Here is an 18,027-nt window from a genome sequence, read left to right as displayed (position 1 = left end):
TACCTTTTCCCTCAGCAGCCTGAGTCGGGGGAAATCATGGATCAGCATATTATCATCAGCGCCTGTCTGGCGCTTGCCGGGGCGGGGATTGGCTGGATGCTGGCACAGTTACGTGCCGGTCATCTGGTTGCCCGTTTTCAGACCGAGCGTCGTCTGCTGGAGGAGGCGCAACAGCGTCAGCAGCAGCAGATCGATCAGCTTCAGCAGCAGGCGCAGCAGCGCGAGCAGGAGCTGCGTCAGCTTCACGGCGCGCTGAGCGGGGCCACCGAGCGGCTGCAGCAGCTCGATTACTGGCGTAACGAAAGCGAACAGCTTAATCGCGAACTGCGCAATCAGCTGGAGGTGAACAGCGCGCAGGAAGCGGAGCTGCGCGAAGTGACCATTCGTCTGGAAGAGACCCGCTACGCCGCAGAAGAGAAACAGCGCCTGCTGACCAACAGCGAACAGCGTCTCAGCGCCCAGTTTGAAAACCTTGCCAACCGTATTTTCGAAAACAGCGGCCGTCGCGTTGATGAACAGAACCGTCAGAGCCTGAACGGGCTGATCGGCCCGCTGCGTGAGCAGCTGGATGGCTTCCGTCGACAGGTGCATGAAAGCTTTGGCGCAGAGGCGCGCGAGCGCCATACCCTGACCCACGAAATCCGCCAGCTGCAGCAGCTGAATGCGCAGATGGCGCAGGAGGCGCTTAACCTGACGAAGGCGCTGAAGGGCGACAACAAAATCCAGGGTAACTGGGGGGAAGTGGTACTGAGCCGGGTGCTGGAAGCCTCCGGGCTGCGGGAAGGTTACGAATATGAAACGCAGGTCAGCATCCAGTCAGAACAGCAGGGCAGGATGCAGCCGGATGTGATTGTGCGTCTGCCGCAGGGCAAGGATGTGGTGGTGGACGCCAAGATGACGCTGGTGGCCTATGAGCGTTATTTCAATGCAGAGGATGAAATCGCCCGTGAGCAGGCTATTCAGGAGCATGTCAGCGCCATGCGCGCGCACATCCGCCTGCTGAGCCGAAAAGATTATCAGCAGCTTCCCGGCTTGCGGTCGCTGGATTATGTGCTGATGTTTATTCCGGTGGAGCCCGCCTTTCTGCTGGCGATTGACCGGCAGCCTGAACTGATTAGCGAGGCGCTGCAGCAGAATATTATGCTGGTCAGCCCCACCACGCTGCTGGTGGCGCTGCGCACCATTAACAATCTGTGGCGCTATGAGCACCAGAGCCGCAATGCCCAGCGGATAGCCGATCGGGCGGCGCGGCTCTACGACAAGATGCGGCTCTTCGTGGATGATATGAGCGGGATCGGCCATAGCCTGGATAAGGCTCAGAACAGCTACCGCGAGGCGATGAAAAAGCTGGCAGAAGGGCGCGGTAACCTGATTGCCCAGAGCGAGGGATTCCGGGCGCTGGGCGTGGAGATCAAACGCCCCATCAACCCGCAATTAGCCGAACGCGCCATGCCGGAAAACCGGCTGGAAGAGGAGGCCGATGAGGAGAGGGAGGGGGAGGAGCGTGAGCCGCGTGTGAGACGCCTCCACGAATAGTATGGGCGCAACGTGCCTGACTTCCGTGACTCTGATACACTTCGGGAAGTATTGTTTGTGGAGCAGGTAAAACCGATGGCAGATGAATCACAGCAGGAAACCACCCATTTTGGCTTTCAGACGGTCGCCAAAAGCGAAAAAGCGGACAAAGTTGCGGACGTATTTCACTCCGTAGCCGCAAAATATGACCTGATGAACGATTTGATGTCGTTTGGCGTCCATCGCATCTGGAAGCGTTTTACCATTGACAGCAGCGGCGTACGTCGCGGTCAGCGCGTGCTGGACCTGGCGGGCGGAACCGGCGATCTGACGGCGAAATTCTCGCGTCTGGTCGGCGAAACGGGTCAGGTTGTTCTGGCCGATATCAACAGCTCCATGCTGAAGATGGGCCGCGAAAAGCTGCGCAATCAGGGCGTGGTTGGCAATGTCAGTTACGTGCAGGCCAACGCAGAAGCGCTGCCATTCCCCGATAACTATTTCGACTGCATCACCATCTCCTTTGGCCTGCGCAACGTCACGGAAAAAGAGAAGGCGCTGGCCTCGATGTTCCGCGTCCTTAAGCCAGGCGGACGTCTGCTGGTGCTGGAGTTCTCTAAGCCCGTGCTGGATCCGCTGAGCAAGGCGTATGACGCCTACTCGTTCCATATTCTGCCGCGCATCGGACAGCTGGTGGCGCAGGATGCAGAGAGCTATCGCTATCTGGCCGAATCGATCCGCATGCATCCCGATCAGGAGACCCTGAAAGCGATGATGAACGATGTTGGCTTTGAAAATACCACTTACTCCAATATGACCGGCGGCATCGTGGCGCTGCATCGTGGATTTAAGTTCTGAGTGAGATGGTCATGAACCTGACGCCCTTGATTACTGCAGGCCTGGAAACGGCGCTGAACCGTATTCTTTATCGCGATCGCGGCCTGAGATCAGCGCGGCAACGCCTGAATGGCAGAGTACTGACGCTGCGCCTGAAAGAGTTCTCTCATCCGCTGGTGCTGGTGTTCAGTGAACAGCAGCTCGATGTGCTGGCTGACTGGCAGGATCGCAGCGACTGCACGGTGATCACGTCGCTAAAAACCCTGCCGAAGCTGCGCGATCGCCAGCAGCTGACGCCGCTGATCCGCAGCGGTGAGCTGCAGGTCGACGGCGACCTGCAGGTCGTGCAGCAGTTCTCTGCGCTGATGGATCTGGCGGAGCTGGATCCGGCAGAATATCTGGCGCCCTGGGTCGGCGATATCGCTGCGCAGGGCATCAGTCAGCGCTCACAACAGGCTTTGCGCTTTTTCAGAGGTGAAGTGCAGCGTCGCCAGGATTATCTCGGACAGGCCATCACGGAAGAGTGGCGTGTTGCGCCTGGCTCGCTGGAGTTAGCCTGGTTTTCTGAGGAGGTCGATGCGATGGAACGTTCGCTTGAGGCGCTTGATGCGCGTCTGGCGCAGCTGGAGGCAAAATGAGTTTTGGAGAGATCCGCCGCTTATATCTGATCATGAAGGTGTTTCTGACCTATGGCCTTGATGAACTGATCCCTCAGACACGCCTTACTTTCCTGTTCCGCCTGTGGCGTCGCTCTGTTTTCTGGATCCCTAACCTGCATCAGCATGAACCGGTCGGTGCCCGTATGCGCATGGCAATGGAGCAACTGGGTCCGGTCTGGATCAAGTTTGGCCAGATGCTGTCAACCCGCCGGGATCTCTTCCCGCCGCTGATCGCCGATCAGCTTGCCATCCTGCAGGACCGTGTCGCGCCCTTTGATGGCGTCAAAGCCAAAGCACAGATTGAAGCCTCTATGGGTGCGCCGATTGAAACCTGGTTTGACGATTTTGACATCAAACCGCTGGCGTCAGCCTCTATCGCGCAGGTGCACACCGCCACGCTCAAATCGAACGGTAAGGCCGTGGTGATCAAAGTGATCCGCCCAGACATTCTGCCGGTGATCAAAGCGGACATGAAGCTGATCTATCGTCTGGCTCGCTGGGTGCCGCGTCTGCTGCCGGATGGCCGTCGTCTGCGTCCGGTCGAGGTGGTGCGCGACTATGAGAAAACCCTGCTGGATGAGCTGAACCTGCTGCGTGAAGCCGCCAACGCGATTCAGCTGCGCCGGAACTTCGAAGACAGCCGCATGCTCTATGTGCCGGAAGTCTATTCCGACTACTGCAGCGAAACCATGATGGTCATGGAGCGCATCTACGGGATCCCGATTTCTGATGTGGCGACCCTGGAGCGACATGGCGTCAACATGAAGCTGCTGGCGGAACGTGGCGTGCAGGTCTTCTTCACCCAGGTTTTCCGCGACAGTTTCTTCCATGCCGACATGCATCCGGGCAACATTTTTGTCAGCTATGAACATCCTGAAGACCCGCAATATATCGGTATCGACTGCGGGATTGTGGGGTCGCTGAACAAGGAAGATAAGCGCTATCTGGCGGAAAACTTTATCGCCTTCTTCAACCGCGACTATCGCAAGGTAGCGGAGCTGCATGTGGATTCCGGCTGGGTGCCGCCTGATACCAACGTGGAAGATTTCGAATTTGCGATTCGCACCGTCTGTGAACCGATTTTTGAAAAGCCGCTGGCTGAAATCTCCTTCGGGCATGTGCTGCTGAACCTGTTTAACACGGCCCGTCGCTTTAATATGGAAGTGCAGCCGCAGCTGGTGCTGCTGCAGAAAACGCTGCTCTACGTGGAAGGCATTGGCCGTCAGCTCTATCCCCAGCTTGACCTGTGGAAGACGGCGAAGCCATTCCTGGAGGAGTGGATCAAGGATCAGGTGGGACTCTCCGCGCTGGTGCGGGCGGTTAAAGAGAAAGCGCCATTCTGGGCTGAAAAGTTACCCGAGCTGCCCGAACTCTTTTACGACAGCATGCGTCAGCACAAACTTCTGCGCCACAGCGTCGATAAATTAGTGGGCGATCTGAATGTGCAGCGCGTCCGTCATCATCAGGCGCGTTACCTGTTTGGTGTCGGAGCCACACTGCTGTTAAGCGGAACAGCGGTTCTGCTCGCCAGGCCGGACTGGGACTTCTTTCCGGCGGTGCTGATGGCGGCGGGAATCGTCTCCTGGGTTATCGGCTGGCGTAAGACAAACTGATTGTCACGTCTGGCTAAAAAAAGGTAATGTCGCTGGTTCAGGCCCGGCTAAGAAGGGCTCGCTGTGGTGCATTACCTCATCATTTTCATAGAACATCAGAGGCTATCTCATGGGCGGTATCAGTATCTGGCAATTGTTAATCATTGCCGTGATTGTTGTACTTCTGTTCGGTACCAACAAGTTACGTAATCTGGGGTCAGATTTAGGTTCGTCGATTCGTGGTTTCAAAAAAGCCATGAGCGATGAAGATGACAAAAAGGATCAACCGAAAGATCAGGACGCTGACTTCGCGGCGAAAACGCTGGCGGACAAACAGCCCACGTCGGCTAACAAAGAAGAAGCCAAGAACGACAAGCAGGTGTAAACCGTGTTCGATATTGGTTTTAGTGAACTGGTTTTGGTGTTCGTTATCGGGCTGATTGTTCTCGGCCCGCAACGTTTACCGGTTGCGGTGAAAACCGTGGTCGGCTGGATCCGGGCGATTCGTTCGCTGGCAGCCAATGTACAACATGAACTGGCGCAGGAGCTGAAGCTGCAGGAGCTGCAGGACAGCCTGAAAAAGGTGGAAGAGGCGAGCCGCGGCACTCTCTCCCCTGAGCTGAAAGAGTCGATGGAAGAGCTGCGTAAAACCGCGGATTCAATGAAGCGCTCGGTCAGTCAGAGCATCGACATTGAAAAAGAGGAAGACGAGGCTAACACCATCCATTCTGCCCGGCACAACGCCACGCCACCGCCGGCCGCTGAGCCTGCGGCAACTCCGGCGACGGCAGAACAGCAGGCCAGCGCACCCGCGCAGGCACCCGCTGCGGTGTCCGCCGATCCGGCTGTGCACGGCTCTGCTGCCCCTTCCGGTGCAGCCAGCGCACCCGCGCAGGCACCGGCTGCGGCGTCCTCCGATCCGGCTGCGCACGGCTCTGCTGCCCCTTCCGGTGCAGCCAGCGCACCCGCGCAGGCACCGGCTGCGGCTTCCTCCGATCCGGCTGCGCACGGCTCTGCTGCCTCTTCCGGTACGGCCAGCGCACCCGCGCAGGCGCCCGCTGGCGATGTGGTCAGAACGGCTGATGCCGGGCGTCCTGCCGCACCCTCCTCTTCTGCAGGTGATGAACGATAATGGCCGTTGAAGATACCCAACCGCTCATCAGTCATCTGATTGAGCTGCGTAAGCGATTACTGAACTGCATCATCGCCGTCTTAGCCATTTTTCTGGTGCTGGTTTTCTTCGCCAACGACATCTATCAGCTGATTGCGGCCCCGTTAATCAGCCAGATGCCGGTCGGCTCCAGCATGATTGCGACCGATGTGGCTTCGCCTTTTTTTACCCCGATTAAGCTGACCATCATTGTGTCGGTGTTTCTTGCGGTGCCGGTGATCCTCTATCAGGTCTGGGCCTTTGTCGCCCCGGCGCTATACCGGCATGAACGCCGGCTGGTGATGCCGCTGCTGTTTTCCAGCACCTTTCTGTTCTACTTCGGTGTGGCCTTTGCCTATTTCGTGGTCTTCCCGCTGGCATTTGGCTTCTTCACCAAGACCGCGCCGATTGGCGTCACCGTCGCGACAGATATCGCCAAGTATCTCGATTTTGTCATGACGCTGTTTATGGCCTTTGGTGTGGCGTTTGAGGTGCCGGTGGCGATCGTGCTGCTCTGCTGGACTGGCATTACCAGCCCGGAAGATTTGAAAAAGAAACGTCCCTATATTCTGGTGGGCGCGTTTGTGGTTGGGATGTTGCTCACACCGCCGGACGTTTTTTCCCAAACTTTGCTCGCTATTCCGATGTACTGCCTGTTTGAAGTCGGCGTATTCTTTTCCCGTTACTACGTGGGTAAAGGCCGCCGCTTGCAGGATGAGGAAGAGAACACCGACTCCTGACGCTGACACTCTTACCCGCCCTGGCGGGAAGCGATCGCTGCAAACCGCCCTGATGGGCGGTTTTTTGTTTTATAAACTGTGGGAAAAATTATGTTTGATATCGGTGTAAACCTGACCAGCACGCAATTCGCCGCCGATCGGCAAAAGGTGGTTAAACGCGCGCGTGATGCGGGCGTCACCGGGATGCTGATTACCGGCACCAACGCGCTGGAGAGCCAGCAGGCGCAGCGGCTGGCTGAAGATCAACCGGGTTTCTGCTGGTCCACCGCGGGCGTTCACCCGCATCACGCCAGCGAGTGGTCTGCGGAAATCGCCAGTACCCTGCGTCGTCTGGCGGAAAAACCGGAAGTAGTGGCTATCGGTGAGTGCGGACTCGATTTCAACCGCAACCTCTCCGCGCATGAGCAGCAGGAGTATGCGTTTGACGCGCAGCTGGCGCTGGCGGCCGAACTCAATATGCCGGTGTTTCTGCACTGCCGCGAAGCCCATGCGCGTTTTGCCGCAGTCCTGGCCCCCTGGCTGCCAAAACTGCCTGGCGCGGTGATCCACTGCTTTACCGGCACGCGCGATGAGCTGGAAGCCTGTCTGGCGATGGGCTTATCGGTAGGGATTACGGGCTGGGTATGCGACGAACGACGGGGGCTGGAACTGCGTGAGCTGCTGCCGCTGATCCCGACCGACCGTCTGCTGCTGGAGACGGATGCGCCCTATCTGCTGCCGCGCGATATGCGTCCGCGTCCGACCTCGCGCCGCAACGAGCCCTGCTTTTTACCGCATATTGTGAATCAGGTAGCAACCTGGCGTGGCGAGAGTGCTGAGGCGCTGGCGGTCCGTGTCGATCAGAATGCGCGGACGCTGTTCAGACTGGCTTAAACTTTACGGAACTGCTTGTTATCGACGCTGCGCATCACCTGCTTGTTCAGCAGATTGAGCAGCAGAATTGAGCGCGTTTCACCATCCGGTTCAGCAAAGATGGCGCGCAGCCCCTCAAACGTACCTTCTGTGATCACCACTTCATCGCCGCTTTGAGGGGTTTCCGGGTCGAGCAGGATTTGCGGGACGTCGGTTTCCAGCGCTTCGATCACGGCCGTCGGCACCGTGGCAGGCGCGGTGCCGAAGCGCACAAAGTGGCTGACGCCGCGCGTGCTGCTGATCGTCGTCGTGTGAATCGCTTCGGGATCGAACTCGATAAACAGGTAATTAGGAAACAGAGGCTCACTCACGGTGGTGCGTTTACCGCGCACGATCTTTTCCAGAGCGATCATCGGACTCAGGCAATGCACTTCCTGCCGCTCCAGATGCTCCTTCGCGCGTAATAGCTGTCCACGTTTGCAATAGAGTAAGTACCAGGATTCCATAACTGCTCCCATCGAATGGACGCTAAGAATAGCAAACCTGCTGCCAGAGTTATAGCGCAGGGGCAGCGTAAAGCGTCCCCTGGTGAAAATAAACTGAGACTTTTCTTAACCTGCCGGATCATGGCAGAAACCGCGACGGAAAATTGACGTCTGCTACCGCTCTGTATCAGACTCGATAACCATCACGGCGGCTGTCGTATAAACCTCAGCATATCCGCCTAATCAGACCTATAATGGCCGATTCACTCTGGCCGGAAAGTTAAAGCCGCATGAAATATCACGATTTAAGAGACTTTCTCGCGCTGCTCGAACAGCGTGGTGAGCTAAAGCGCATTACCCAGTCGATCGATCCCGAACTGGAGATGACTGAAATTGCCGACCGCACCCTGCGTGCCGGTGGCCCCGCTCTGCTGTTTGAAAACCCCAAAGGGTATGACATGCCGGTGCTGTGCAACCTGTTTGGCACGCCAAAGCGCGTGGCCATGGGCATGGGCCAGGAGGATGTCAGCGCCCTGCGCGAAGTGGGTAAGCTGCTGGCCTTTCTGAAAGAGCCGGAACCGCCAAGAGGTTTCCGCGATCTGTTCGACAAGATGCCGCAGTTTAAGCAGGTGCTGAATATGCCGACCAAACGGCTGCGTAATGCCCCCTGTCAGGAGGTGGTGTTCAGCGGCGATGAGGTCGATCTGACGCGTATCCCGGTGATGCGGTGCTGGCCGGGCGATGCGGCTCCGCTGATTACCTGGGGTCTGACCGTGACGCGCGGACCGCACAAAGAGCGGCAGAATCTCGGCATCTATCGCCAGCAGGTGATAGGCAAAAACCGGCTGATTATGCGCTGGCTGTCGCACCGTGGCGGCGCGCTGGATTATCTGGAGTGGACAAAAGCGCATCCGGGCGAGCGTTTTCCGGTGTCTGTGGCGCTGGGTGCTGATCCCGCCACTATCCTTGGTGCCGTGACGCCGGTACCGGATACCCTGTCGGAATATGCCTTTGCCGGTCTGCTGCGCGGTAACAAAACCGAAGTGGTGAAGTGTCTGTCGAACAACCTCGAAGTGCCCGCCAGCGCGGAGATTGTGCTCGAAGGGTATATCGAAGCGGGGGATATGGCCCCTGAAGGCCCTTACGGCGACCACACTGGCTACTACAATGAAGTGGATAGCTTCCCGGTCTTTACCGTCACGCATATTACTCAGCGTCGTCAGGCTATCTATCACTCCACCTACACCGGTCGGCCGCCGGATGAGCCTGCGGTGCTGGGTGTGGCGCTGAATGAAGTGCTGGTGCCGATTCTGGTGAAGCAGTTCCCGGAGATCGTGGACTTCTATCTGCCGCCGGAAGGATGCTCATACCGGCTGGCCGTCGTCACCATTAAAAAGCAGTACGCCGGACACGCCAAACGTGTCATGTTTGGCGTCTGGTCATTTTTACGGCAGTTCATGTACACCAAATTTGTTATTGTGTGTGACGATGATGTTAATGCGCGTGACTGGAACGATGTGATCTGGGCGATTACGACGCGAATGGATCCGGCCCGCGATACGGTATTAGTGGAAAATACCCCGATCGATTATCTCGATTTCGCTTCACCCGTCTCCGGACTGGGGTCGAAGATGGGAATGGATGCAACCAATAAGTGGCCGGGTGAAACGCAGCGCGAATGGGGCACACCCATCGTCAAGGATCCTGCGGTGACCGCGCGCATTGATGCTATCTGGGATGAGCTAGGTATTTTTGATCAGCCGCCACAGCGTTGATGGCGAGCACAACCATAAAGACGACCCGACAGAGGGAACGCATGACAACGTTAAGCTGTAAAGTAACTTCGGTTGAGGCGATTACCGACACGGTCTATCGCGTTCGCCTGATCCCGGAAGCGGAATTCACCTTTCGCGCGGGGCAGTATCTGATGGTAGTGATGGATGAGCGTGACAAGCGTCCCTTCTCACTGGCCTCCACGCCGATGGAAAAAGAGATCATTGAGCTGCACATCGGTGCCTCCGATCTCAATCTCTACGCCATGGCCGTAATGGATCGGATCCGCAACGATCGACAGATCACGGTAGATATCCCGCACGGCGATGCCTGGCTGCGTGAAGAGAGCCGCAAGCCGCTGATTCTGATCGCCGGTGGCACCGGTTTCTCCTATGCCCGCTCGATTCTGCTGACGGCGCTGGCGGAACAGCCTGAACGCGATATCGCCATTTACTGGGGCGGACGTGAGCTTAAGCATCTGTACGATCTGGAAGAGCTGGACGCGCTGGCGGTGAAGCATCCTAACCTGAAGGTGATTCCGGTGGTCGAGCAGCCGGAAGCGGGCTGGCAGGGTCGTTCAGGTACGGTCCTGACGGCAGTGATGCAGGACTTCAGCACGCTGAGTGAGCATGAGATCTACATTGCCGGCCGCTTTGAGATGGCGAAGATTGCCCGCGATCGCTTCTGTGCCGAACGTGGTGCCGTGGAGTCACAGATGTATGGCGATGCGTTTGCCTTTATCTGATGGCCGGTAGCGGCCTGCCGCAGCGAGAAAAAACCCGCCGGTAACGGCGGGTAAATCTGACAAAGTAAGACTCAACGTATTACAGACGTTCGAATACGGTAGCGATCCCCTGACCCAGCCCGATACACATCGTGGCCAGACCAAAGCGGGCATCCCGTCGTTCCATAATATTCAGCAGCGTCGTACTGATACGTGCGCCGGAGCAGCCGAGCGGATGGCCCAGCGCGATCGCGCCGCCGTTCAGATTGACCTTCTCATCCATCATCTCCAGCAAACCCAGATCTTTGATGCAGGGCAGTGTCTGCGCGGCAAAAGCTTCGTTCAGCTCAAAGATATCAATATCGCTGATGCTCAGTCCTGCCCGTTTCAGTGCCAGCTTGCTTGCCGGTACCGGACCGTAGCCCATGATCGACGGATCGCAGCCTGTCACCGCCATGCTGCGGATGCGGGCGCGTGGCGTCAGCCCCCATTCCCGGGCACGTGATTCGCTCATTACCAGCATCGCGGCCGCGCCATCTGACAGCGCGGACGAGGTGCCGGCCGTGACGGTGCCATTGACCGGATCAAATGCCGGTTTCAGTGCGGCAAGGCCTTCGGCACTGGTCTCCTCGCGGATCACCTCATCGAACGTATAGCGTTTAAGGATGCCGTCGCTGTCATGGCCATAGGTCGCGACAATCTCGTTTGCAAAGTCCCCGCGCTGTGTCGCCTGCCAGGCTCGCTGATGGGAGCGCAGGGCAAACGCATCCTGCTGCTCACGACTGATGTGATGCATACGCGCCAGCATTTCGGCGGTTAAGCCCATCATGCCCGCCGCTTTCGCCACGGTGCGACCCAGGCCAGGATGAAAATCGACGCCGTGATTCATCGGCACATGCCCCATATGCTCCACGCCACCAATCAGGCAGCACTGCGCATCACCGACCATAATGGCGCGGGCCGCATCGTGCAGCGCCTGCATGGAGGAGCCACATAAGCGGTTAACGGTCGTAGCGGGCACCGAATGGAGTATTTCGGCCAGCAGCGCGGCATTACGCGCGATATTAAATCCCTGTTCCAGCGTCTGCTGAACGCAGCCCCAGACGATATCGTCCAGCGATGCCGGATCCACCGCCGGGTTGCGGCTCAGGATTTCGCGCATCAGATGCGCAGAGAGATCTTCAGCACGCACATGACGAAAGGCGCCGCCTTTTGAGCGGCCCATCGGGGTGCGTACCGCATCAACAATCACCACATTTTCCATTTTTATGCCCTCAGGCGCTTTTCAGCGCAGCTTCGTCAATCGGTTTGGCAGCGGGATACCAGTTTTCATGCTGATGGGCTTTCTGGACCAGGAGCGCGGGCAGGGTGTACAGGCCACCGAGCGCGCTGTAGCGCCGTGCCTGATCGACGACGTTACTGTTGCCCAGCGTGTCGAGGTAGCGGAAAGCTCCGCCACGGAAAGGCGGGAAGCCGAGACCGTAAACCAGCGCCATATCGGCTTCAGCAGGCGAAGCGATAATCTTCTCTTCCAGGCAGCGCACGACCTCATTCAGCATCGGCAGCATCATGCGGTTCAGGATCTCTTCATCGCTGAAGACCCGTGCGGGCTGGCAGACCTGCAGCAGCAGCGTATCCACCTCTGCATCCGGCACTTTCTTCAGCTTGCCCTTTTTGTCATCTTCCCAGCGCCAGAAGCCTTTGCCATTTTTCTGGCCAAAGCGCCCGGCTTCAAACAGCAGGTCGATCGCATCGCGGTAGTCATGCTTCATACGATCCGGGAAACCCTCTGCCATCACGCTTTGCGCGTGATGCGCGGTATCAATACCGACCACATCCAGCAGCCAGGAGGGGCCCATCGGCCAGCCAAACTGTTTTTCCATCACCTTATCGATCTGGCGGAAGTCGGCGCCGTCGCGCAGCAGCAGGCTGAACGCGGCGAAGTAGGGGAACAGCACGCGGTTAACGAAGAAGCCGGGGCAGTCATTGACCACAATCGGGGTTTTCCCCATCTTACTGGCCCAGGCCACCACTTTACTCAGGGTCGCTTCACTGGTTTTCTCGCCGCGCACCACTTCAACCAGCGGCATACGCGGCACCGGATTAAAGAAGTGCATGCCACAGAAATTTTCCGGGCGCTGCAGCGCCTGAGCCAGCTGGCTGATCGGAATCGTCGAAGTATTGGAGGCGAGAATCGCATCCTCGCGCAGATGCTGTTCGGTTTCAGCCAGCACCCTGGCTTTGACCTGCGGGTTCTCTACCACCGCCTCAACCACCACGTCGGCCTGTTCAAAACCGGCGTAGCTCAGGGTGGGCTGGATGGTGGCGATCACGCTGGCGAGTTTATTACCATCGATTTTACCGCGCGCCAGCAGCTTATTGAGCAACTTGCTGGCTTCGTTCATCCCCAGGGTCAACGCCTGCGGATTAATGTCTTTCATTCTGACCGGCACGCCTTTCCACGCAGACTGGTAGCTGATGCCGCCCCCCATGATGCCTGCGCCCAGTACCGCCGCCTGAGCAGGCGCACCGCTTTCGGCGGCACGCTTTTTCGCCAGGCCTTTAACGTATTGATCGTTGAGAAAGATGCCGACCAGAGCACGCGCCTCATCAGACTGCGCCAGCGGCACAAACGCGGCGTTTTCAAGCTTCAGTGCATCATCGCGGCCCAGCGTGGCCGCCGCTTCGATGGTTTTGACTGCCATCAGCGGAGCGGGATAGTGCTTACCGGCAGTCTGCATCACCATGGCTTTGGCAATCGTAAAACTCATGGCCGCCTCGATCGGGCTGAGTTTTAACGGGGCCAGTTTTGGCGCACGGCGCGCCCGCCAGCTGCCATCGCTGGCCGCGGCTTTGAGCATGGTGATGCCCGCCTCGCGCAGTTTGTCGCGGGCAACCACCGCATCGACCAGACCGAGCTTAAGGGCTGCGGCCCCGTCGACATCTTTGCCGGCGGCGATGATCTCCAGTGCGCTGTCAGCCCCCAGCAGGCGCGGCAACCTGACGCTGCCGCCAAAGCCGGGCATGATGCCGAGTTTTGTCTCCGGCAGACCGATGCGGGCGTCCTCAGTAGCGATACGCAGATCGGTGGCCAGCACGCATTCACAGCCACCGCCCAGCGCATAGCCGTCAATGGCACACAGGGTCGGCACCGGAAGATCTTCCAGACGATTGAAGATGCTGTTGGCGTAGCTCAGCCACTGGCTCAGCTTTTCGGTCGGGGCATCAAACAGCGAGAGAAACTCGGTGATGTCCGCGCCGACAATAAAGGCGGGTTTAGCGGAGCTCAGCAGCAGGCCGCGCAGATCGGGCTGCTGTTCCAGCACGGCGATCGCCTCGCCCAGACTGGCGACAGTCTGCGTATCAAGCTTGTTGACCGAGCCGGTAGCGTCAAAAACCAGCTCGGCGATGCCATCGTCCAGCCAGTGAAGAGTAAGGTTAGCGCCTTGGTAGAGCATGTGCGTCTCCTGAAACCGCGAAAGGTGATCTGGTCATACCAGATGATCGTGAGTGTGGGAGTGATGTTAATTTTTTGCAAACCGCTCTTTGCTTATTTGCTAACAAGATCACAGCTGCGTCGACTTCGTCATCTGTGCAAGGGGTATGCTAAACTGCGGCCATTTCGCGACACTGGAGAGACGTCAATGGATTCACTGAAGACCTTGTATCACGCGCATATCGCCACGTTGCAACAACGGGCGCAGCAGGTGCTGGCACGCAATAAACTGGATGCCATGTTGATCCATTCCGGTGAATTGTTGACGGTGTTTCTGGATGATCACACCTATCCCTTTAAGGTGAATCCCCAGTTTAAAGCCTGGGTTCCGGTGACGCAGGTTCCCAACTGCTGGTTATGGATCGACGGCGTAAACAAACCGAAACTCTGGTTCTACTCGCCGGTGGATTACTGGCATAACGTGGAGCCGCTGCCGGATAGCTTCTGGACGAAAGATGTTGACGTTGTCGGTCTGAAAAATGCAGAGGAGATTGGGCAGCTGCTGCCTGCTAAGCGCGATAACGTCGCCTATATCGGGCCGGTCAGCGCGCGTGCCACCCAGCTCGGCATCGCCTCAGACAATATCAACCCCAAAGCGGTTATCGACTTCCTGCACTTCCACCGCAGCATCAAAACAGATTATGAGCTGGCCTGTATGCGCCAGGCGCAGAAGCTGGCGGTTGCGGGCCATCGTGCAGCGAAAGAGGCCTTTTCGGCGGGCTTAAGCGAGTTCGACATCAATCAGGCTTACCTGACCGCGACCGGCCACCGCGACACCGACGTGCCCTACGGCAATATCATTGCGCTGAATGAACACGCTGCGGTGCTGCACTACACCCGACTGGACCATCAGCCGCCCGCGAAACGTCACAGCTTTCTGATTGATGCCGGCGCCGAGTATCTGGGCTATGCCGCCGATCTGACCCGCAGCTATGCCGCCCAGAGCAGTTCGCTCTATGCCAGAATGGTGGAGGCGATGAATGCTGAAGAGCTGGCCCTGATCGCCACGCTGAAACCGGGCGTACGTTACACCGATTATCACCTCCAGATGCACCATCGTATTGCGAAGATGTTGCTGAAGTTCGAGCTGGTCCGGGGAATAAGTGAAGAGGCGCTGGTGGCTGAGGATCTGACCGGGCCGTTTATGCCGCACGGTCTGGGGCATCCTCTGGGTCTGCAGGTACACGATGTGGCCGGTTTCATGCAGGATGAGCAGGGCACTCACCTGGCGGCGCCCGCGCAGTATCCTTATCTTCGCTGCACGCGTGTGCTGCAGCCGGGCATGGTCTTAACCATCGAGCCGGGCTTCTATATTATTGACTCGCTACTGGCACCGCTGCGCGAAGGACGTTTCAGTCAGCACTTCAACTGGCAGGCGATCGATGCGCTGCAGCCTTATGGCGGCATTCGTATCGAGGATAACGTGGTGATCCATGCGCATCGCGTTGAGAACATGACCCGCGATCTGCATCTGGCCTGATATGGAGGCTTTTGATATTCCCGCTGTGCCCGTGAGCAGCAGTGAAGAGACGATCAAGAAGAGTCGCTTCATTACGCTGCTGGCGCACACCGAGGGAGCAGAGGCGGCGCGTGCTTTTGTTCAGCAGGTGAAAAGCGAGCATCCTGCCGCCCGGCATCACTGCTGGGCCTGGGTGGCGGGCGCGCCGGATGATTCTCAGCAGCTCGGCTTTTCCGATGATGGTGAGCCGTCGGGCACGGCGGGAAAACCGATGCTGGCGCAACTGATGGGCGCCGGTATTGGCGAGATTACCGCTGTGGTGGTGCGCTATTACGGCGGCATTATGCTGGGAACCGGCGGCCTGGTGAAAGCGTATGGCGGCGGTGTCCAGCAGGGCCTTAAGCAGTTGCCACGACAGCGCAAAGTGCCAATGAAGTTCTTCACTCTTCAATGTGACTATCCGCAGCTGAGTGATATCGAACGGCTGGTACAGCGTTTCGGCGCTAAGGTGACGGAGAGCGACTTTCAGGATCGTATCGCGTTGACACTGGCCGTGCCTTACGGGCAGATCGACGGATTCAAAAAAAATCTGTCAGACTTTAGTCGGGGAGCGTTATCGCTTGTCCCGCTCACACCCTGATCTTCATCTTTTTTTAAAGGAACGGCTGAATGCACTTTCGCGCCATTACCCGCATAGTCGGTCTGCTGGTGATCCTCTTTTCAGTGACGATGATTTTGCCTGGCCTGGTCGCCTTGATTTATCGCGATGGTGCAGGACGGGCGTTTAGCCAGACCTTTATGATGGCGCTGGTGATTGGCTCGCTGCTGTGGTGGCCGAACCGCAAAAAGAAAACCGAGCTCAAGCCGCGGGAAGGGTTTCTGATCGTCGTGCTGTTCTGGACGGTGCTGGGCAGCGTGGGGGCGATGCCCTTTATCTTTGCCGAGCAGCCGCACCTTTCGGTGACGGACGCCTTCTTTGAATCTTTCTCCGGTCTGACGACCACCGGTGCCACGACGCTGGTGGGGCTGGACTCGCTGCCTAAAGCGATCCTCTTCTATCGGCAGATGCTGCAGTGGCTGGGCGGGATGGGGATCATCGTGTTAGCCGTGGCGATCCTGCCAATTCTGGGGGTCGGCGGCATGCAGCTCTATCGTGCTGAGATGCCGGGGCCATTAAAAGATAACAAGATGCGGCCACGTATTGCCGAGACAGCCAAAACACTCTGGCTGATCTACGTCCTGCTGACCGTAGCCTGTGCGCTGGCGTTGTGGCTGGCGGGCATGCCAGCGTTCGATGCCATCGGTCACAGTTTCTCGACCATCGCTATCGGCGGTTTCTCAACCCACGATGCCAGCATCGGCTATTTTAACAGTGGCACCATCAACACTATCGTGGCGGTGTTTCTGCTGATCTCCGGCTGTAACTACGGCCTGCACTTTGCCATGTTCAGCGGACGCAATCCGCGCGTCTACTGGCGCGACCCTGAGTTCCGCATGTTCATTGGCGTGCAGCTGACGCTGGTGCTGATCTGCACGCTGGTGCTCTGGTTCCATCATGTTTACTCGGATGGCTGGCAAACGCTGAACCAGGCCTTTTTCCAGGTGGTTTCGATGGCCACGACGGCGGGGTTCACTACCGACAGCATCTCACGCTGGCCGCTGTTCCTGCCGGTTCTGCTGTTGTGCTCTGCCTTTATCGGCGGATGTGCCGGCTCTACCGGCGGTGGCCTGAAGGTGATCCGCATCCTGCTGCTGTGCAAGCAGGGCAACCGTGAGCTTAAACGTCTGGTTCACCCGAATGCGGTTTACACCATTAAGCTGGGCAATCGTGCGCTGCCGGAACGCATCCTTGAAGCCGTGTGGGGATTCTTCTCGGCGTATGCGCTGGTGTTCCTGGTCAGTATGCTGGCCATCATCGCCACGGGCGTAGATGACTTCTCGGCTTTCGCCGCTGTTGCCGCCACCCTGAACAACCTTGGGCCAGGCTTAGGCGTGGTCGCCGATAACTTCACTTCAATGAATGACGTAGCGAAATGGATATTGATCTCGACTATGTTATTCGGACGCCTCGAGGTATTCACCTTGCTGGTGCTGTTCACGCCGACATTCTGGCGTGAATAATTAATAAGGATGCTGATATGAAAGCGCTGATTCTCTATTCGACCCGTGACGGACAAACGCAGAAGATTGCCGCTTCGCTTGCTGAAGCGATCCGTCCGCAGCAACCCTGTGACCTGATGAACATTCAGGATGCACCTCAGCCTGTATGGGCAGACTACGATCGCGTGCTGATCGGCGCCTCCATCCGCTACGGTCATTTTCAGCCGGTCGTCGACACATTTGTGAAGCAACATCTTCAGGCGCTTCAGCAGCGTACCAGCGGATTCTTCTCGGTGAACCTGACGGCGCGTAAACCGGAGAAACGTTCTCCCGAGACGAATGCCTATACCCGGAAGTTTCTGGCGGCTTCACCGTGGCAGCCCGATTGCTGCGCCGTGTTCGCAGGGGCGCTCTACTATCCGCGTTATCGCTGGTTTGATCGGGTTATGATTCAATTAATTATGCGGATGACCGGTGGAGAAACCGATTCAACGAAAGAAGTCGAGTACACAGACTGGGCGCAGGTCCGTGCTTTTGCTCAGGAATTTGCACAGTTACCAGGCAAATCGTAGCGAAATAACGCGATTTGATGAAAATTACCTCGAACGGTAATCTTTTTGCAATAAACGCTTGTCAGGCCGCACGAAC

The 18,027-nt window shown here is 57.7% G+C and carries 17 protein-coding genes; 14 read left to right on the top strand and 3 right to left on the bottom strand.

Annotated features, from left to right (window positions below):
- The first annotated feature begins 36 nt into the window (after positions 1-36).
- The 8 genes from rmuC to tatD all read left to right on the top strand — a co-directional run bounded on the left by rmuC (position 37) and on the right by tatD (position 7,363).
- Positions 37-1,536, top strand: coding sequence for a DNA recombination protein RmuC (gene rmuC, locus ACNY69_RS17115; protein ID WP_367395979.1), 1,500 nt, complete (start codon positions 37-39; stop codon positions 1,534-1,536).
- 75 nt (positions 1,537-1,611) lie between these two features.
- Complete coding sequence (gene ubiE / locus ACNY69_RS17110; protein ID WP_008926452.1) at positions 1,612-2,370, top strand: bifunctional demethylmenaquinone methyltransferase/2-methoxy-6-polyprenyl-1,4-benzoquinol methylase UbiE; 759 nt, start codon at positions 1,612-1,614, stop codon at positions 2,368-2,370.
- 11 nt (positions 2,371-2,381) lie between these two features.
- Complete coding sequence (gene ubiJ, locus ACNY69_RS17105) at positions 2,382-2,987, top strand: ubiquinone biosynthesis protein UbiJ (protein WP_418799300.1); 606 nt, start codon at positions 2,382-2,384, stop codon at positions 2,985-2,987.
- Complete coding sequence (gene ubiB, locus ACNY69_RS17100) at positions 2,984-4,621, top strand: ubiquinone biosynthesis regulatory protein kinase UbiB (protein WP_111139747.1); 1,638 nt, start codon at positions 2,984-2,986, stop codon at positions 4,619-4,621. The genes ubiJ and ubiB overlap by 4 nt, the downstream gene beginning before the upstream one ends.
- 109 nt (positions 4,622-4,730) lie before the next feature.
- Entirely contained in the window at positions 4,731-4,985 is a 255-nt protein-coding gene (gene tatA / locus ACNY69_RS17095; RefSeq protein ID WP_111139746.1) for a Sec-independent protein translocase subunit TatA, read from the top strand.
- 3 nt (positions 4,986-4,988) lie between these two features.
- Positions 4,989-5,732 carry a Sec-independent protein translocase protein TatB gene (tatB, locus tag ACNY69_RS17090; RefSeq protein ID WP_418799298.1) on the top strand — a complete coding sequence of 248 codons (744 nt, stop codon included), beginning with the start codon at positions 4,989-4,991 and terminating at the stop codon, positions 5,730-5,732.
- Positions 5,732-6,490 carry a Sec-independent protein translocase subunit TatC gene (gene tatC / locus ACNY69_RS17085; RefSeq protein ID WP_111139744.1) on the top strand — a complete coding sequence of 253 codons (759 nt, stop codon included), beginning with the start codon at positions 5,732-5,734 and terminating at the stop codon, positions 6,488-6,490. Before tatB ends, tatC begins: the two co-directional genes overlap by 1 nt.
- 90 nt (positions 6,491-6,580) lie before the next feature.
- Entirely contained in the window at positions 6,581-7,363 is a 783-nt protein-coding gene (gene tatD, locus ACNY69_RS17080) for a 3'-5' ssDNA/RNA exonuclease TatD (RefSeq protein WP_418799296.1), read from the top strand.
- Here tatD and rfaH read toward each other — a convergent pair.
- Positions 7,360-7,848 carry a transcription/translation regulatory transformer protein RfaH gene (gene rfaH, locus ACNY69_RS17075; RefSeq protein ID WP_418799294.1) on the bottom strand — a complete coding sequence of 163 codons (489 nt, stop codon included), beginning with the start codon at positions 7,846-7,848 and terminating at the stop codon, positions 7,360-7,362. The genes tatD and rfaH overlap by 4 nt on opposite strands.
- A gap of 269 nt (positions 7,849-8,117) precedes the next feature.
- On the opposite strand from rfaH, the gene ubiD reads away from it, so the two are divergent.
- On the top strand, positions 8,118-9,602 hold the full coding sequence (gene ubiD, locus ACNY69_RS17070) for a 4-hydroxy-3-polyprenylbenzoate decarboxylase (protein ID WP_111139741.1): 1,485 nt from the start codon (positions 8,118-8,120) through the stop codon (positions 9,600-9,602).
- Positions 9,603-9,643: 41 nt separating this feature from the next.
- Positions 9,644-10,345 carry an NAD(P)H-flavin reductase gene (fre, locus tag ACNY69_RS17065; protein WP_111139740.1) on the top strand — a complete coding sequence of 234 codons (702 nt, stop codon included), beginning with the start codon at positions 9,644-9,646 and terminating at the stop codon, positions 10,343-10,345.
- Between the two features lie 79 nt (positions 10,346-10,424).
- Here the strand turns inward: fre and fadA are convergent, their stop codons facing one another.
- Positions 10,425-11,588, bottom strand: a complete 1,164-nt coding sequence (fadA, locus tag ACNY69_RS17060; protein WP_418799292.1) for an acetyl-CoA C-acyltransferase FadA — start codon at positions 11,586-11,588, stop codon at positions 10,425-10,427.
- A 10-nt stretch (positions 11,589-11,598) separates the two neighbouring features.
- Positions 11,599-13,782 (bottom strand): fatty acid oxidation complex subunit alpha FadB, encoded by a 2,184-nt coding sequence (gene fadB, locus ACNY69_RS17055; protein ID WP_418799290.1) that lies wholly within the window; start codon positions 13,780-13,782, stop codon positions 11,599-11,601.
- Positions 13,783-13,968: 186 nt separating this feature from the next.
- Here fadB and pepQ point away from each other — a divergent pair, with 186 nt between their 5' ends.
- Genes pepQ through hemG form a run of 4 tightly spaced genes read left to right on the top strand, consistent with a single transcriptional unit; the run spans position 13,969 to position 17,951 of the window.
- Positions 13,969-15,300 (top strand): Xaa-Pro dipeptidase, encoded by a 1,332-nt coding sequence (gene pepQ / locus ACNY69_RS17050; protein ID WP_418799288.1) that lies wholly within the window; start codon positions 13,969-13,971, stop codon positions 15,298-15,300.
- 1 nt (position 15,301) lies between these two features.
- Positions 15,302-15,919 carry an IMPACT family protein gene (locus ACNY69_RS17045; protein WP_293774115.1) on the top strand — a complete coding sequence of 206 codons (618 nt, stop codon included), beginning with the start codon at positions 15,302-15,304 and terminating at the stop codon, positions 15,917-15,919.
- A 29-nt stretch (positions 15,920-15,948) separates the two neighbouring features.
- Complete coding sequence (gene trkH / locus ACNY69_RS17040; protein WP_111139735.1) at positions 15,949-17,400, top strand: Trk system potassium transporter TrkH; 1,452 nt, start codon at positions 15,949-15,951, stop codon at positions 17,398-17,400.
- 17 nt (positions 17,401-17,417) lie between these two features.
- Positions 17,418-17,951: a menaquinone-dependent protoporphyrinogen IX dehydrogenase gene (hemG, locus tag ACNY69_RS17035; protein WP_111139734.1), complete on the top strand. Its 534-nt coding sequence runs from the start codon at positions 17,418-17,420 to the stop codon at positions 17,949-17,951.
- Positions 17,952-18,027: the final 76 nt, after the last annotated feature.

It is taken from the genome of Pantoea graminicola (assembly GCF_048452665.1).
Lineage (GTDB): Bacteria > Pseudomonadota > Gammaproteobacteria > Enterobacterales > Enterobacteriaceae > Pantoea.
This window is presented reverse-complemented; position numbering and strand designations above follow the sequence as displayed.

Coding starts and splice junctions, on each gene's coding strand:
- rmuC (WP_367395979.1), top strand. CDS start 37: ATGGATCAGCATATTATCATCAGCGCCTGTCTGGCGCTTGCCGGGGCG.
- ubiE (WP_008926452.1), top strand. CDS start 1,612: ATGGCAGATGAATCACAGCAGGAAACCACCCATTTTGGCTTTCAGACG.
- ubiJ (WP_418799300.1), top strand. CDS start 2,382: ATGAACCTGACGCCCTTGATTACTGCAGGCCTGGAAACGGCGCTGAAC.
- ubiB (WP_111139747.1), top strand. CDS start 2,984: ATGAGTTTTGGAGAGATCCGCCGCTTATATCTGATCATGAAGGTGTTT.
- tatA (WP_111139746.1), top strand. CDS start 4,731: ATGGGCGGTATCAGTATCTGGCAATTGTTAATCATTGCCGTGATTGTT.
- tatC (WP_111139744.1), top strand. CDS start 5,732: ATGGCCGTTGAAGATACCCAACCGCTCATCAGTCATCTGATTGAGCTG.
- tatD (WP_418799296.1), top strand. CDS start 6,581: ATGTTTGATATCGGTGTAAACCTGACCAGCACGCAATTCGCCGCCGAT.
- rfaH (WP_418799294.1), bottom strand. CDS start 7,848: ATGGAATCCTGGTACTTACTCTATTGCAAACGTGGACAGCTATTACGC.
- ubiD (WP_111139741.1), top strand. CDS start 8,118: ATGAAATATCACGATTTAAGAGACTTTCTCGCGCTGCTCGAACAGCGT.
- fre (WP_111139740.1), top strand. CDS start 9,644: ATGACAACGTTAAGCTGTAAAGTAACTTCGGTTGAGGCGATTACCGAC.
- fadA (WP_418799292.1), bottom strand. CDS start 11,588: ATGGAAAATGTGGTGATTGTTGATGCGGTACGCACCCCGATGGGCCGC.
- fadB (WP_418799290.1), bottom strand. CDS start 13,782: ATGCTCTACCAAGGCGCTAACCTTACTCTTCACTGGCTGGACGATGGC.
- pepQ (WP_418799288.1), top strand. CDS start 13,969: ATGGATTCACTGAAGACCTTGTATCACGCGCATATCGCCACGTTGCAA.
- ACNY69_RS17045 (WP_293774115.1), top strand. CDS start 15,302: ATGGAGGCTTTTGATATTCCCGCTGTGCCCGTGAGCAGCAGTGAAGAG.
- trkH (WP_111139735.1), top strand. CDS start 15,949: ATGCACTTTCGCGCCATTACCCGCATAGTCGGTCTGCTGGTGATCCTC.
- hemG (WP_111139734.1), top strand. CDS start 17,418: ATGAAAGCGCTGATTCTCTATTCGACCCGTGACGGACAAACGCAGAAG.